The sequence below is a fragment of the Amorphoplanes friuliensis DSM 7358 genome (assembly GCF_000494755.1).
Taxonomy (GTDB): domain Bacteria; phylum Actinomycetota; class Actinomycetes; order Mycobacteriales; family Micromonosporaceae; genus Actinoplanes; species Actinoplanes friuliensis.
On sequence record NC_022657.1, the window covers coordinates 3492153 to 3507111 of the forward strand.

The 14959-nt window shown below is 70.2% G+C and carries 15 protein-coding genes; 10 read left to right on the forward strand and 5 right to left on the reverse strand.

Annotated elements, in window-relative coordinates:
• Nucleotides 1-23: 23 nt before the first annotated feature.
• The gene (locus tag AFR_RS16265; protein ID WP_023361592.1) at nt 24-245 is read left to right on the forward strand and encodes a hypothetical protein; all 222 of its coding nucleotides are present in this window, start codon (nt 24-26) and stop codon (nt 243-245) included.
• Nucleotides 246-291: 46 nt separating this feature from the next.
• Here AFR_RS16265 and AFR_RS16270 read toward each other — a convergent pair whose 3' ends face one another.
• From AFR_RS16270 to AFR_RS46100, 3 genes are read right to left on the reverse strand one after another with little or no spacing between them, the layout of a single operon-like run.
• Nucleotides 292-2010: a serine/threonine protein kinase gene (locus AFR_RS16270; protein WP_023361593.1), complete on the reverse strand. Its 1719-nt coding sequence runs from the start codon at nt 2008-2010 to the stop codon at nt 292-294.
• Nucleotides 2007-2744, reverse strand: a complete 738-nt coding sequence (locus AFR_RS16275; protein ID WP_041840909.1) for a hypothetical protein — start codon at nt 2742-2744, stop codon at nt 2007-2009. Before AFR_RS16275 ends, AFR_RS16270 begins: the two co-directional genes overlap by 4 nt.
• A gap of 21 nt (nt 2745-2765) precedes the next feature.
• Complete coding sequence (locus AFR_RS46100) at nt 2766-2963, reverse strand: hypothetical protein (RefSeq protein WP_023361595.1); 198 nt, start codon at nt 2961-2963, stop codon at nt 2766-2768.
• A gap of 203 nt (nt 2964-3166) precedes the next feature.
• Between AFR_RS46100 and AFR_RS43675 the strand changes: the two genes are divergently transcribed.
• The 3 genes from AFR_RS43675 (at nt 3167) to mgrA (ending at nt 5892) form a co-directional block, all read left to right on the forward strand.
• Nucleotides 3167-3967: a transglycosylase SLT domain-containing protein gene (locus AFR_RS43675; protein WP_084298051.1), complete on the forward strand. Its 801-nt coding sequence runs from the start codon at nt 3167-3169 to the stop codon at nt 3965-3967.
• Nucleotides 3968-3992: 25 nt separating this feature from the next.
• Nucleotides 3993-4769, forward strand: coding sequence for an NlpC/P60 family protein (locus AFR_RS43680; protein WP_023361597.1), 777 nt, complete (start codon nt 3993-3995; stop codon nt 4767-4769).
• Between the two features lie 73 nt (nt 4770-4842).
• Nucleotides 4843-5892 carry an L-glyceraldehyde 3-phosphate reductase gene (mgrA, locus tag AFR_RS16295; RefSeq protein ID WP_041840910.1) on the forward strand — a complete coding sequence of 350 codons (1050 nt, stop codon included), beginning with the start codon at nt 4843-4845 and terminating at the stop codon, nt 5890-5892.
• Between the two features lie 7 nt (nt 5893-5899).
• On the opposite strand, the gene AFR_RS16300 is transcribed toward mgrA, so the two are convergent.
• Nucleotides 5900-7195 (reverse strand): TolB family protein, encoded by a 1296-nt coding sequence (locus tag AFR_RS16300; RefSeq protein WP_148307978.1) that lies wholly within the window; start codon nt 7193-7195, stop codon nt 5900-5902.
• A gap of 206 nt (nt 7196-7401) precedes the next feature.
• Between AFR_RS16300 and AFR_RS16305 the strand changes: the two genes are divergently transcribed.
• From AFR_RS16305 to AFR_RS16330, 6 genes are all read left to right on the forward strand, one after another.
• Complete coding sequence (locus tag AFR_RS16305; RefSeq protein WP_041840911.1) at nt 7402-8505, forward strand: sugar ABC transporter substrate-binding protein; 1104 nt, start codon at nt 7402-7404, stop codon at nt 8503-8505.
• Between the two features lie 73 nt (nt 8506-8578).
• Entirely contained in the window at nt 8579-9394 is an 816-nt protein-coding gene (locus tag AFR_RS16310; RefSeq protein WP_041840912.1) for an ATP-binding cassette domain-containing protein, read from the forward strand.
• The gene (locus tag AFR_RS16315; RefSeq protein WP_023361602.1) at nt 9391-10647 is read left to right on the forward strand and encodes a sugar ABC transporter permease; all 1257 of its coding nucleotides are present in this window, start codon (nt 9391-9393) and stop codon (nt 10645-10647) included. The genes AFR_RS16310 and AFR_RS16315 overlap by 4 nt, the downstream gene beginning before the upstream one ends.
• A 29-nt stretch (nt 10648-10676) precedes the next feature.
• Nucleotides 10677-11858: an ROK family protein gene (locus AFR_RS16320; RefSeq protein WP_041840913.1), complete on the forward strand. Its 1182-nt coding sequence runs from the start codon at nt 10677-10679 to the stop codon at nt 11856-11858.
• A gap of 110 nt (nt 11859-11968) precedes the next feature.
• The gene (locus tag AFR_RS16325; protein ID WP_023361604.1) at nt 11969-12220 is read left to right on the forward strand and encodes a DUF3040 domain-containing protein; all 252 of its coding nucleotides are present in this window, start codon (nt 11969-11971) and stop codon (nt 12218-12220) included.
• A 31-nt stretch (nt 12221-12251) separates the two neighbouring features.
• Nucleotides 12252-14282, forward strand: coding sequence for a M6 family metalloprotease domain-containing protein (locus AFR_RS16330; protein ID WP_041840914.1), 2031 nt, complete (start codon nt 12252-12254; stop codon nt 14280-14282).
• On the opposite strand, the gene AFR_RS16335 is transcribed toward AFR_RS16330, so the two are convergent.
• On the reverse strand, nt 14244-14825 hold the full coding sequence (locus tag AFR_RS16335) for a hypothetical protein (RefSeq protein WP_148307979.1): 582 nt from the start codon (nt 14823-14825) through the stop codon (nt 14244-14246). The genes AFR_RS16330 and AFR_RS16335 overlap by 39 nt on opposite strands.
• Nucleotides 14826-14959: the final 134 nt, after the last annotated feature.

The window sequence follows — 14959 nt, forward strand, 5'->3', positions numbered from 1 at the left end:
GCAGACGACGAGGAGGCTTTCCGATGGCAGGCACCGAGCACGAGGTCAACCGCAGCGCCCGCAGTGGCCGGTTCGTCAAGGAGACGACCGCCCAGCGCGACCCCAAGAGCACCACGACCGAACACGTCGGTGGTGACAAGAGCGGCGGCGACCAGGAGGTCAACCGGAGCACGAGCACCGGTCGCTTCGTCAAGGAGACGACCGCCGAGCTCCACCCGGCGACCACCGAGACCCAGCACCTGTAGGTCCCGGACCTCAACCGCCCCTCACGCCCACGCGAGGGGCGGTTTGTCATGTGCCGCGGACCGACAGGCCGGTGAAGGTGAACGCGGCACCCCAGACCCTGATGGCCGCGCCACCACATTCGACGTCGCTCAGGTCGTACTCGGCGATCTGGCGACCGTCGATGTCGATGGCCATGGTGGAGCCGACGGCGTAGATCCGCACGTGCCGGGCCAGCCGCAGATCGGGGGCAGGAGTCGGTCGCACCGCGATGCTCCAGGCGCCGCCGGGCAGCGTGGCGGGTCTGACGTACGACCCCGGGCGGCTGGTCAGCTCCGGCGTCTCGTACTCGAACTGGATCGACGCGCCCTGCGGCTGATCGTCGACCAGGGCCGACCGGGGCGCGACCGCCAGCCCGTACGCGGGAAGCCGTGGCGTCCCCGTCAGAACCACGTCGAACTCGACGGTGGTGGCGCAACGCTGTGCCGGAAGGTAACCACCCCACAGGTGCCGATAGTCGGCCGGTGGCTCGATGAACAGCGAGCTGTCGCCCGCGGTGAACGCGAAGTCCTGGTACGACCCGCCGAACGCCCGCATGCCCGCCGCGCTCTGCGTGCTGCCACCCGGGGCGGTCGCCACGGACTCGATCGTGAGAGTGCCGGTGGCGTACAGGGAGACCACGGCCGCGACCAGGACAGCCAGCGTGAGGCCGAGCGCAGCGGGCCATTTGCGGCGCCGGGCGGTGATCCGCAGCAGCTGCCGGGCCCAGGCGTCCGGCCCGATCGACGCCCGTTCCTCGGGCCGGGGTGACAGGGCAGGTGCGAGGTGGACGGCCAGCTGCCGGCGCCACCGGCGGGGAGCGTCGATCGCGGCCCGGATCCGGCGCGGCGTGAGGTGCCCGTGCTCAGGCGGGTCCTGCCGGGTGAGGCAGAAGTAGGCCACCGCGGCCATGGAGTAGACGTCCGAGGCCGCCGAGCGTGGGCCGTGCAGGTCGGCCAGCACCTCGGGCGCGGTGTAGCGACGGCTGTGCAGGCCCCGGGCGTCGTAGGAGGAGTCGGTCCGGCGCATCGCCCCGACATCGACGAGCACCAGGCGGCCGTTGTCGTCGATCATGCAGTTCGCGGGCTTGATGTCGCGGTGGACCATCGGATTGCCGGCCGTCCGGGTCGCCGAGTGCAGTGCCGAGACCGCCTCGCCGAGCTGGGCGATCCAGCCGATCCGGGCCCGGGCGTCCCTGGTGCCGGTCACCGCCCGGACCCGCCGTTGCAGGGTCGAGCCGCTCACCCACTCCATGATCAGATACGGGATCTCGTACCGTGCCTGCCCGGCGGTGTCGGCCAGGGCACCCCGGCGATGCGGCGGTGCACCCGTGAGGATCGTGCGCACCTGGACCAGGTGCGGGCTGCTGACCTGGTGGATGATCTGGATCTGGTCCTGCCACCGTGTCCAGTCCGCCGGCTGCGGCCACGTCGAGGGGGCGCCGGCGGGCCGGTGCAGTTGTTTCACCGCCACCCGGATCGGCGTTGTGCCCTGTTCGCCGTGGTAGAGGGCCGCGAAGGTGGTGCCCTCGCCGCCGGAGAGGCCGGCCCCGAGCAGCTCGTAGCGGTCGGGATCCTCGTTCGTCCCCACCCACCACCCGTTGGGTTCCGCCGCGCCCGGGCCGGGCGCCCCGTGCCCGACAACATCTGCGGCCGCGACCACCGGCATGACCCCGGGCTGGTCCGAGGCCCCGGACGAGTCGAGAGTCGCCGAGGTGACCGAGGTGACCGAGGCGCCGGGGTCGTTCATCGGTCCAGCCGGCTCAGGTCGTCCGGGGTGATGTTGCCCGAGTCGATGGCCCAGCCGGCCAGGGCGCGCAGGAAGTTGTCCCCCTGACCCCCGGGGGCGGGACGGTCCTGGCGGACGAGCCCCGGCACCCCGTGATCAGCGGCGAGGCTCTGGCGCAGGCCGTCCAGGCAGTTGCGCACCGTACGGTCCGACACCCCGCACCGGTTCGCGATCTGCAGGTAGGTCGCCGAGGACACACCGGCCACCGGGGTCAGCAAGGGCTCGCACAGTGCGGCCAGGTAGCGGCGCTGCACCGGTGTGAGGTCGCGCCGGGCGAATGCCGGTGAGGTCGGGTCGCCGGCGATCACCGCCTGCGGCCGGGCAGCACCGGTGGACGGCCCGCGGGCCGCCGACCGGATGTCGAGCACGTACCGCGCCTCGTGCCCGCCCAGCAGCACGATGCGGCTGCGCTCGTGCGGTGCCGTCCCGACCGTCATCCCCGGTTTCACCTCGATCTCCGGTCCGGGTACCGCCTGCAGGTACATCGTGCGGCGGACGGATTCGTTGGTGACCAGGACGCCGCGCCCGGTGGCGTCGAGGCAGCCGGCCGATCGCGAGATGGTCAGATCGGCCGGCTGTGTCGCCACCGGGATGTCGACGCCCGTGCTGCGACCGAACCGCAGGTGCCCGCCGTCGTGCAGCACCCAGGTCCGGGTGCCGTGGCGGACGACGGCCACCGCGGCCGGCTCACTCACACGCGTGTTCACGTCGGTGCGTCAGAAACAGATCTTCTTGCCGAACACCTTCACGCAGTGGGAGCTGCCGCCACCACCACCGGAGCCGCTGCTCTTCGGCGGAACGGTGTTGGGCGGGGTCGAGCCCGCCTGGGCCGGTGCGACGCCGACGACGGCCACCGCGAACATCACCGTTGCCGCCACAGCCGCGCCCCGGACCGGGCCTGTGAACCTGCTCATCGCTGTCTCCCAACCTCGTGGAAACGCGACCTTAACAGGGCAAACGGCCCCCGAAGCGCACCCAGCCGTTTCGCCGACCGCCCCCGGATTAGGCCGTTCGGACACCCGGGCACCCCTGCTCTGCCGGCCCCCGGCGCCGGTCGCGTTCTCTGTTCCCAGCGCGGCACCGATCGCCGCGAAACCCGAGTGGACGGAGCAGAATCATGGGCAACAGGCGAGCAGGATGGTTGGCCGCGGCCGGCGTCGTCACGGCGCTGCTGACCGGTACGGCGGTCGTGACGGCCGGACCCGCCCAGGCCGCGTCGGCCGACCGCCTCACCCCCGGCCGGACGCTGACCCCCGGTGCGGAACTCCGGTCGGCCAACCAGCGGTACCGCCTGGTCATGCAGACCGACGGGAACGCCGTGGTCATGACGGCCGGAGGAACGCCGCTCTGGTCCAGCGACACCCCCGGGTACGGCGGGGCCGCTCTGGAGATGCAGAACGACGGCAATCTGGTGCTCTACAAGAGCGGTCACGTCGCCTTGAAGGCCTCCGGCACCGCAGGGCGTCAGAGCGCGTCACTCGTCCTGCAGGACGACGGGAACCTGGTGGTCTACACCTCGGACGGCCGTCCCTGGTGGTCGACCAACACCAGCGGTGGCGCCAAGGCGCCGGCACCGACGGGCGCCCGCCTCTGCGCCCGGGTCGGTTACTACGCGGGCTTCCGCGAGCAGGGGCTGCAGCTCGCCGTCCAGGTCGCTCTGGCGGAGTCCGGGTGCAACCCGGCCGCCACCAACCGCAACACCAACAACTCCGTCGACTACGGGCTCTGGCAGGTCAACAACCGGGCCCACCCGCAGTGGACGCCCTCCCAGCTGCTCGACCCGCAGACCAACGCCAACGCCGCCTGGAGCATCTCCGGACGCGGTGGCAACTGGCGGCCCTGGGTTGCCTACACCTCCGGTGCCCACACCAGGAACGGGATCCCCGCCAAGGCCAACGCCGCCGTCACCCAGCTCTGACCGACCCTCCGGAAAGGACAATCTCATGAGGAAGACCTTCAAACGGACCGGTCTTGCCGTCGCACTCGTCTGCGCCGCGCTGGCCGCACTGCAGCCGACCGGCGCCTACGCCGCGGACACCCGTGACTCCCTAGGCGTCGACCAGACGCTCGGGACCGGCCAGTCGCTGTGGTCGGCCCGTCACACGTACGAGGCTCGGATGCAGTCCGACGGCAATCTGGTCGTCTACGGGCCGGGCGGGGCGATCTGGTCCAGCAACACCCGCGGCAGCGGAGCCCGGCTCGTGTTGCAGAGCGACAGCAACCTCGTCATGTACTCCAACCAGGGTGTGCTGTTCTCCACCGGGAAAGCCCGGACCGGAAGCAACCGGCTGGTCATGCAGGACGACGGCAACCTGGTGCTCTACGGCAGCTCCACCCTGTGGGCCAGCAAGAGCTCGTCGGAGGCCGCCATCCAGTGGTTCTACAACCACCTCGGCGCGACGAACTACGAGCACAAGTGCGAGCTGGCCGTCGAGCACGCCTTCGGCACCTCCGGCCGGTACCGGACCGCCGCGGCCGCGGCGGGAGCGGCCAAGGACCGCAGGGACCACGCGAACTGGAACAACCGGGCGCAGCGCACCCCCTACACCGATGCGCCGCGCGGTTCGCTGGTCTTCTACAACACCAGCATCGACGGGCACGTGGCAATCAGCGTCGGCAACGGCACGGTGCTGAGTTCCAGCGCGCCGGGGGCGAAGATCGGTACCGCGCCGATCGGCTACTTCCAGCGCCCGTACGGCTGGGCCTGGGCGCCCTGGTGAACGGCTGAGCTGCAGGCCCGGGCACTTGCCCGGGCCTGCTTCGTGTCGGCCGCGGGCTCCCTATAGTGACAAGATGACCTTCGTAGCCGCCTCCGACCGTTATAGCAGTGGCATGCAGTACCGCCGCACCGGGCTCTCCGGCCTCGATCTGCCGGTGCTCTCGCTGGGCTTCTGGCACAACTTCGGTGACGACGTGCCGTTCGAGACGCAGCGGGGGATCGCCCGGCGGGCGTTCGACCTCGGCATCACGCACTTCGACCTGGCCAACAACTACGGGCCGCCGTACGGCGCTGCCGAGGTCAACGTCGGGCGGCTGCTGAGCGAGGACTTCCGGGCGTACCGGGACGAGCTCGTCGTGTCGACCAAGGCCGGCTGGGACATGTGGCCCGGCCCGTACGGTCAGGGTGGTGGCGGCCGCAAGTACGTGCTGGCCAGCCTCGACCAGTCGCTGAGCCGCCTGAAGCTCGACTACGTGGACATCTTCTACTCGCACCGCTTCGACCCGACGACGCCGCTGGAGGAGACCGCCGCGGCGCTCGACGCGGCGGTACGCCAGGGCAAGGCCCTCTACGTCGGCATCTCGTCCTACGACGCCGGGCACACGCGGACGATGGCGGGGCTGCTGCGTGAGCTCGGCACTCCGCTGCTCATCCACCAGCCGTCGTACTCGATGCTGAACCGCTGGATCGAGACCGAGGGCCTGCTCGACGCGGCCGCGGAGGCCGGCGCGGGTGTCATCGGCTTCACCGCCCTGGCCCAGGGCCTGCTCACGGGCAAGTATCTCGGTGGTGTCCCCGAGGGTTCGCGGGCCACGCAGGGCAAGTCGCTGGATCTCGAGACGGTCGACGACACGATGGTCGAGCGCCTGAACGCGCTGAACGAGGTCGCCGGGGCACGCGGGCAGAGCCTGGCGCAGCTGGCACTGGCCTGGGCGCTGCGCGACCCTAGGGTGACCTCGCTGGTCGTCGGGGCGAGCAGCGTGCACCAGCTCGACCAGAACGTCGCCGCGCTGGAGAACCTGGCGTTCACCGCCCAGGAGCTCGCCTCGATCGACGAGATCCTGGGCGGCGCGGCGCCGGAGGGCATCGACCTGTGGAAGGACGCCCGCAACGGCACGCTCTGACGGCCGGTCAGCGGGTGAGGTACAGGTGGGTCTGGTCGTTGCCGCCGCGCACCAGGTTCGTGGCGAACGAGCCGTAGACGACAGTCCTGCCGTCGGGGGTCGAGCGGCCGTTGAAGCTGTGGTCGTTGCCCTGCCGGCCGTTCGAGGCGCGGCTGGCGATCCTGGTGCTGCCAGCCCGCAGGTCGGTCACGAACACGTCGTCGGCGTTGTTCGTGTCACCCGCGACCAGGTTCGTCGCCCCGCCCGAGAACGTGACGTAGCGGCCGTCCGGTGTGATCCGCGGGTCGGCGCTGGGCTGGTCACCGATCACACCCTGCGGTGACGAGCTGATCGCGCGGGTCGTCCGGGTCTGCATGTCCCGCAGGTAGACGTCGGCGGAGCCGTTGGTGTCGCCCTCGACCAGGGTGGGGTCCTCGGACCAGAAGGTCACGTAGCGGCCGTCGTCGCTGACGTCCGGCCCGCCGACGAAGTCGGCCGCCTGCTGGTTGTCGTGCGTCAGGCTGGCGCGGGTGGTCGTGCCGGCGACCAGGTCGCGGACGAAGACGTCGCGGCTGTCGTTGGTGTCGCCGGGGACCATGTCGGCCTCGTAGGAGACGAAGGCGACGTAGCGGCCGTTGCCGCTGATCGACGCCCAGTAACTGCCGCCGGCGGACGCCCAGCCGTCACCGCCGTCCTCGACGCTGACCAGGCTGAGCCCGCCGGTCGTCCGGTCGTGCAGCAGGACGTTGCCGGTACCCGCACCGGGCGCCAGGTTGGACGCCACCGTCTCGAAGGCGACGGAGCGGCCGTCGCTGCTGATCGAGACGCCGCCGCTGTCACCGTCGGCCTGGGTGCCGTCCGCCGTCACGCTGATCCGCGTCGTGGCGCCGCTCCTGCGGTCGAGCAGGAAGATGTCGGCGACGCCGTTCGTGTCGCCGGGGACGAGGTCGGTCGCGGCCGACCGGAACGCGACGAAGCGCCCGTCGTCGCTGATCGCCGGTTCGCTGCTGTCGCCGTCGGCCTCGCCGCCGTCCGCGGCCAGGCTGATCCGGGTCGTCGTCCCGGTCCGCCGGTCGCGCAGGAAGACGTCGTCGGCGTTGTTGGTGTCACCGGCGACAAGATTGGCCGCCCGGGTCCCGAACACCACGTAACGACCGTTCGCGCTGAGGTCGCCGACGATCGTCCAGTCGTCGCCCGCGACACCGGTGCTCGAAACACTCACCCGCTCGGTTCGCTGCACCGCCGCGGCCAGGGCCGGTCCGGGCACGGTCAGCGCGGCGGTCACGACGACGGTCAGGGCGGGTATCACAAATCGAGCTTTCACCGTAAAACCCCCATGGTAGTCACGCACGATGCGCTCGACGTTACACAGTGGATACAAGAATGTCTTTTTCCGCAAGATCACCGCATTACCGCTTGTGCTGCCGCGAGCAATAAGAAAATGTTTCCTTGAATGGTCGGGGGTTCGAAACTTTCGACCGCGAATTTACGAAACATTATCGAAAGTCACTTTCGGCGAAAGGGCCAGGAATGCGAAAAGGAATGGTCGCACTCACGACAGCCGGTCTCTTGGCGACCGTCGGTCTCAGCGCCTGCGGGGACAGCTCCGGCGATGACAGCGGCAGCGGCAGCGGCACCTCGGGCGCGGGCAAGGTCGGCGTGATCCTGCCCGACACCAAGAGCTCGGCGCGCTGGGCCACCGCGGACCTCACCTACCTCAAGGAGGCGTTCGCGGCGGCCGGTGTCGAGGCCGACATCCAGAACGCGCAGGGTGACAAGACCGCGTTCCAGACCATCGCGGACGGCATGATCTCCGCCGGCGTCAAGGTCCTGATGATCGTCAACCTCGACTCCGGTACGGGCAAAGCGGTCCTCGACAAGGCCAGGAAGGCCGGCATCGCCACGATCGACTACGACCGGCTGACGCTGTCGGGCAACGCCGACTACTACGTCAGTTTCGACAACGTCAAGGTCGGCGAACTGCAGGGCCAGGGTCTGGTCGACTGTCTCGCGGAGAAGAAGTACACCAAGCCGGTCGTCGCCGAGCTGAACGGATCGCCGACCGACAACAACGCGACGCTGTTCGCCCAGGGATACGACTCGGTGCTCGATCCGAAATACACCGACGGCACCTATCTCAAGGGCCCGAACCAGGACGTGCCGGACTGGGACAACACCCAGGCCGGAACGATCTTCGAGCAGATGCTGACCTCCAACAAGGAGATCAAGGGTGTGCTCGCCGCGAACGACGGTCTCGGCAACGCGGCCATCGGGGTGCTGCGCAAGAACAAGCTGAACGGTCAGGTCCCGGTCACCGGCCAGGACGCCACCGTGCAGGGCCTGCAGAACATCCTCGCGGGTGACCAGTGCATGACGGTCTACAAGGCCATCAAGAAGGAGGCCGACGCGGCTTCCCAGCTGGCGATCGCGCTGGCCAAGGAGCAGAAGCCGACGACGGCCACCGGCACCACCAAGGACCCGGAGTCCGGCAAGGACATCCCCTCGGTGCTGCTGACCCCGGTGTCGATCACCAAGGCGAACGTCAAGGACGTCATCGCCGACAACTACGTCACCAAGGAAGAGCTCTGCAAGGCCGAGTTCGCCAAGCTCTGCGCGGACGCGGGCATCAGCTGATCTTGTCTCCGTACGCCGCCCACTCCCTGCCGGGGAGTGGGCGGCGCCGGCTCCGATGAAGGAGAACCACCCTGTGCCCGCAACACCCCTACTGGAGATCAACGGGGTCGACAAGAGCTTCGGTCCCGTTCAGGTCCTGCACGATGTCGGACTGAGCGTCTATCCCGGCGAGGTCACCGCGCTGGTCGGCGACAACGGCGCCGGCAAATCCACCCTGGTCAAATGCGTCAGCGGCATCTACACCATCGACTCCGGCTCCGTCACCTTCGACGGCAACCAGGTCGCCATCCACACCCCCCGCGACGCCGCCGCCCTCGGCATCGAAGTCGTCTACCAGGACCTCGCCCTCTGCGACAACCTCGACATCGTCCAGAACATGTTCCTCGGCCGCGAAAAAGTCCGCGGCCTGGTCCTCGACGAACCCACCATGGAACAAATGGCCGGCGACACCCTCGCCAGCCTCTCCGTCCGCACCGTCAAATCCCTGCGCCAACTCGTCGCCAGCCTCTCCGGCGGACAACGACAAACCGTCGCCATCGCCAAAGCCGTCCTCTGGAACAGCCGCGTCGTCATCCTCGACGAACCCACCGCAGCCCTCGGCGTCGCCCAAACAGCCCAAGTCCTCGAACTCGTCCGCCGCCTCGCCGACAACGGCCTCGGCGTCGTCCTGATCTCCCACAACATGAACGACGTCTTCGCCGTCTCCGACCGCGTCGCCGCCCTCTACCTCGGCCGCACCGCCGCCCAGGTCAAAACCAGCGACGTCACCCACTCCCAGATCGTCGAACTCATCACCTCAGGGCGCAGCGGCAACCTCGGCCTGCCACCCGAGAAGCCCTCCGACCTCAACGGCGGCGTCATCGATCTCACGCCCGGAGGCGTCCAGTGACCACCCAGACGACGACCACGGCCGGCGGCGTCACGGTCGTCAAGCCGACCCTCGCCGGGCACCTGCACGACTACTGGGGACGGGTGCGCGGCGGTGATCTCGGCAGCCTTCCGGCCGTGCTGGGGCTGGTCGTGCTGTCCCTGATCTTCGGTGTGGCCCGGGAGACGTTCTTCAGCCCGCTCAACTTCGCCAACCTGTTCACCCAGGGCGCCCAGGTCATCTTCATCGCGATGGGGCTGATCTTCGTCCTGCTGCTGGGCGAGATCGACCTGTCGGCGGGCTTCGCCAGCGGTGTCTGCGGCGCGGTCATGGCGATCCTGCTGACCAACCACGGTGTGGCCTGGTACGTCGCCATCCCGGTCGCCCTGCTCACGGGTGTGGTCATCGGGCTCGCGCTCGGTGTCCTGATCGCCAAGGTCGGCATCCCGTCCTTCGTGGTCACGCTGGCCGCCTTCCTCGGCTTCCAGGGCCTGCTGCTGGTGCTGCTCGGCGGGGGCATCAACATCTCCATCCGCGACGAGTTCGTCATCTCGCTGAACAACAACAACATCCCGGTGCTGTGGAGCTGGATCCTCGCGATCGGTTCCGTGGCCGGGTACGCCTTCCTGCAGTTCTCCCGGATCCGGGCGCGGGCCGCACGCGGGCTGGTGACCGACCCGCTCGGTGTCGTGGCGCTGCGCATCGGCGGCCTGGCCGTGCTGGTCCTGGCCACCACGGCCGTGCTGACCCAGGAACGCGCGGTCAACCCGGCGATCAACTCGCTCAAGGGCGTGCCGATCGTCGTCCCGATCATCGCGGCCTTCCTGATCTTCTGGACCTTCGTGCTCGGCCGCACCACGTACGGGCGGCACGTCTACGCGGTCGGCGGCAACCAGGAGGCGGCCCGCCGCGCGGGCATCCCGGTGGACCGGATCCGCATCTCCGTCTTCGCGATCGGCTCGTTCATGGCGGCGATCGGCGGCATCATGGCCGTCAGCCGGGCCAGCTCGGTCGACCCCAACACCGGCGGCAGCAACATCCTGCTCTACTCGGTCGGCGCGGCCGTCATCGGCGGCACCAGCCTCTTCGGCGGCAAGGGCAAGGTGATCAACGCCGTCATCGGTGGCGCGGTGATCGCGGTGATCGACAACGGCATGGGCCTGATGGGCTTCTCGTCCGGCCAGAAGTTCATCTTCACCGGCCTGATCCTGCTGGTCGCGGCCAGCGTCGACGCCCTCGCGCGGCGCCGGGCAGCGGGCGCCGGCACGCGATGACCACCGCGGGCACCGGGGGCGGCGCGTTGATGCGCGCCGCCCCCGGTCCGGAGGAGATCCGCCGGACCAACCTCGGAACCCTGCTGCAGTACGTGCACCTGCACGGCGCGACCTCGCGGGCCGAGCTCACCACCCGGCTCGGGCTCAACCGCAGCACCATCGGCACCCTGACGGCCGAGCTGGCCACCGCGGGGCTGGTGAGCGAGGCGGTGCCCCGCGGGATCCGCCGGGCGGGCCGGCCGTCGCTGGTGGTGCGCCCGGAGTCGGCGCGGGTCTACGCGTACGCGCTGAGCATCGAAGTGGATCAGCTCCGCGCGGCGCGGGTCGGACTGGGCGGCACCGTCCTCGATCGCCGGGTGTGCGACCGGCCCCGCGGCCTGCCCCTGCCCGGCACGGTCGCACCCCTGGCCCGCCTGATCCACGAGATGCATCGCGAGGTCGACGACGATGCCCGTTACGTCGGCACCGGTGTGGCCGTCGCCGGGCGGTACCGCGGCGACGACGGCACGGTCCGGCTCGTACCCACGGACGGCTGGGGCGCTGAGCTCGGCGCCGCCCTCGGCAGCGTGGGGCGGCTGACCGTCGGCAACCACGCCGACGTCGCGGCCCTGGTCGAGCACAGCCGCGGGGCCGCGGTCGGCTGCGGCAACGTCGTCTACCTGCACGGCGACGCGGGGATCGGCGCCGGCATCATCGCCGCCGACCGCAGACTGGCCGGGTACGGCGGTTACGGCGGCGAGCTCGGCCACATGGTCGTGAACCCGTACGGCCGCGAGTGCGGGTGCGGCTCACGCGGCTGCTGGGAGACCGAGATCGGCGAGTCGGCGCTGCTGAGGCACGCGGGCCGCGCCGGTGAGCGGGGCCGTGAGGCGGTGCTGTCGGTCATCCGGTCGGCCATGCACGGCGACCGCCAGGCCCAGTACGCCGTACGCCGGGTCGGGGAGTGGATCGGTTTCGGCGTCGGCAACCTGGCGAACATCTTCAACCCGGAAGCCGTCATCTTCGGCGGCACGCTGCGCGACGTCTACCTGGTGGCGGCGGCGCAGATCCGCAGCCGGATGAACGCCGTCGCCCTCCCGGCCTGCCGTGAGCACATCCGCCTGCGCACGCCGGGTCTGGGGCCGGACGCCGTCCTGATCGGCGCGGCCGAGCTCGCCTTCGCCCGTCTGCTGGACGACCCGCTGACTGTCCTCACCGCTCGTGCCCTGTGACGAACATCCCGCCGATTCGGACGTGTTCTGTCGTCCGCCGGGTATGCGTCCTCCGTATCAGCGGATGTAGGCGGGGGAGTCCCGCCGGCCACGGCTGCTGCGGAGGCACTGTGCTCAGCTCCTACGATCGCCGACGGTTCAACGAGATCGTCGCGGGTCTGCTCGCCGAAGATCCCTCCTTCACGGACCGGCAGGCCGGGCCACCGCGGGAGGTACGCCCGCGCCCGGTGCTGGCCCTGCTGTTGTGGATCAGCATCCCGTTCGTCATCGCGCTGGGCGGGTGGACGGGACTGCTGGTCGCGGCGGTCGCGGGTGGCTACGGCGTACACCTGGCCCGGCGGGGGCGTACCCGAAAAGATTGATAGGCATCGCTGAAGGTGCCAGGATGACCGGGTGGTGAGACGCCGTGTGACCGCTGTCCTTCCGGTGCTGCTGCTGGCGCTCGCCGCCACGCCGGCCGGTGCCGCCCCGCCGTCCGGTGACGGGCCGGCCAACCCCTGGCAGGTGCGGCACTGGCCGCAGACGCAGCCCTGGCAGCAGGCGCAGCCCGCGGCCCGGACGTTCGCGGCCGGTGGACCCCGCGCGGTCGACCCGCAGAACTACGAGCTCCCGGACACGATGACCTGGGAGGACTACCGGCCGACACCGGGCACCGACTGGTCCGACCCGTCGGTGCCCGGCTCGGTGGAGAACTTCAAGGGCGCGCTGGTGCTCGTCGACTTCCCGACGCAGCCGTTCGTCGTGACGCAGCCCGCGGCATCCACGATCTACGGCAATCCGTCCGGTGTGCACGACCTGGCCCGGGCCGACGTCCCCGGGTTCTACCGCGACTTCCTCAACAAGCCCGGCGAGCTCAACCGCGGCCACACCATCCACGAGTACTGGATGGAGGACTCCGGTGGCCGCTACGGCATCGAGCTGGGCTCCTTCGGGGTCTACCAGATGCCGGCCGAGGGCTACGAGTACGGCATCGAGAGTTCGATGCAGCGCGGCATGGGCTGCCCGGCCGGTCACACCTGCGGCCGTGACCTGCGGCGCGACGCCCGTGCGGCCTGGATCGCCGACGTCGGTGAGGACGTCGCGGCCGGTTACGACTTCATCTTCTTCCTCGCGGCCGGGCAGGACGAGTCGGCCACCTGGCAGGAGTTCGGCCAGATGAAGTTCACGACGAAGGAGGACGTGAGCGACGCGTTCGGGCCGCCGGACGAGCTGCTGCCGAACTGGAACAACACCCGCTACGTCGACTGGACCTCGTGGGCGGCGTCGTCGGCCATCTGGCCCAACGCCACCAACGGCAGCTCCCTGCAGGCCGAGAGCTCGGGCATGTCGACGTACGCCCACGAGTTCAGCCACATCCTGGGTGTGGGCGACAACTACAACAACCCGTACTCCGTGCCCGCCCGCCGCGACTACAGCGGTCCCTGGGAGATGCTCAGCCGCGGCACCTTCAACGGGCCCGGCGGACCGCACAGCCGCTGGCTGATCCCCGGCACGGCCGGCTCGTCCATGGGCGCCCAGCACATGCTCCGCAACAAGATGAAGCTCGGCATCATCGCCGACGACAAGGTCCTGCGACTGTCCCGCGAGGACCTCGCCACCTCCGGCGTGGTGGTGGCGCGGCTGACGGCACGGGCGGTCGAGCCGGGCGCACGTGGTCTCTCCGGCATCAACGTGACCCTCGACGGCGGTGATCGCAGCCCGGCCTGCACCACCGCCACCGACCCGTTCTGCGACGGCGGCGGATACGACAACTACACCGTCGAGGTCGTCGACCGGATGGGCTTCGACTCGTTCACCCCGGACGCCGGGGTGCTGCTGGCGAAGACCAAGGACGAGGACGCGGCGCCGTTCATCTGGACCGTCGACGCGAACCCGCAGGACATCGACAAGGTCGACTTCGTCCGGCCGGACGGCACACCGCAGAAGATGACCATCGGCGACTACCGGCAGCTGTCGGACGCCCTCTTCCACGCCGGTACCGACTCCGGCAGCGAGTACGAGTACGTCGACACCGCCAACCGCCTGCACTTCTACGTGCTGGACCTGCAGCGCGACCGCCGCGGTGTGCTGTCGTACACGGTGGCGGTGCGCTCCCTCGACGGCGCCGGACCGCAGGCCCGCGACGTGACGGCTCTCCCGGCCCTGGCCGCGGCCGGCTCGTCCGGGTGGTCCCGCTGCCGGATCCCGGTACGCAACACCGGCGGCGGCCCGGACGTGCTCCGGATCGCCACCGGTGCCGTGGAGGGCTGGACGTCCACCCTGCCCCGGGCCGTGATCGATGTCGCCGCCGGGCGGACCAAGCTGGTCGACGTCTACGTCCAGCACACCGGCGGCGCGGCCCGGACGGCGAAGATCCCGGTCACCGTCACCTCCGAGAGTGACCCGTCAGTGAACGCCACCACGTCCTGCCGCGTCCTGCGGTAGCAGCTCGTGGCGGCCCGCCGGCACGGCCAGGGCCCGGAACGCCACAATCAGGGCCACGTTGACCAGCACCGCCAGCCAGGCGATGTTCGCGATGTGTGCCACCGGCCAGACGACGGCGGCCACGGCCAGCGTCGCGACGACCCACACGGGCCGGTCGCGGCGCAGGGCCACGGCGGCCAGCAGCAGCGCGAGCGGGAAGAACAACCCGAGCGGCTTGATCAGGACGGCGGCTCCGGTCGCGTCGACCAGATCGGTGTCACCCAGCGACACGTGGATGGTGTTGAAGCCGTAGGCGACGTTCCCGGCCACACCCAGCACGCTGACGACCAGCAGGATCGCCGCCTGCACGCCCTCGGTCCAGGTGACGACGCGGAGCAGGGTGAACGCGTACGCGACCGCGCCGAGGACGTGCACCACGGCGGCGGTGGGGTCGTCCCAGCCGCGGAGGGCGTAGAGGACGTCGGCCAGCAGGTAGGTCACCGGCCCGACGATCAGGAACGCGGTGAGCAGACGGTCGAGGGGTGATCCGGGCACTGATCTCATGACAACTCCGGGGCTCCGGTGACGGGACACCGATCACGCTCGTCCCCGGAGCGATCGTCGTCATCGGGGCAGACCCGCCGGAAGTCGAGGGTCAACCCTGGTCACAGGAACGCCCGGCGCTGGCACGATACGGC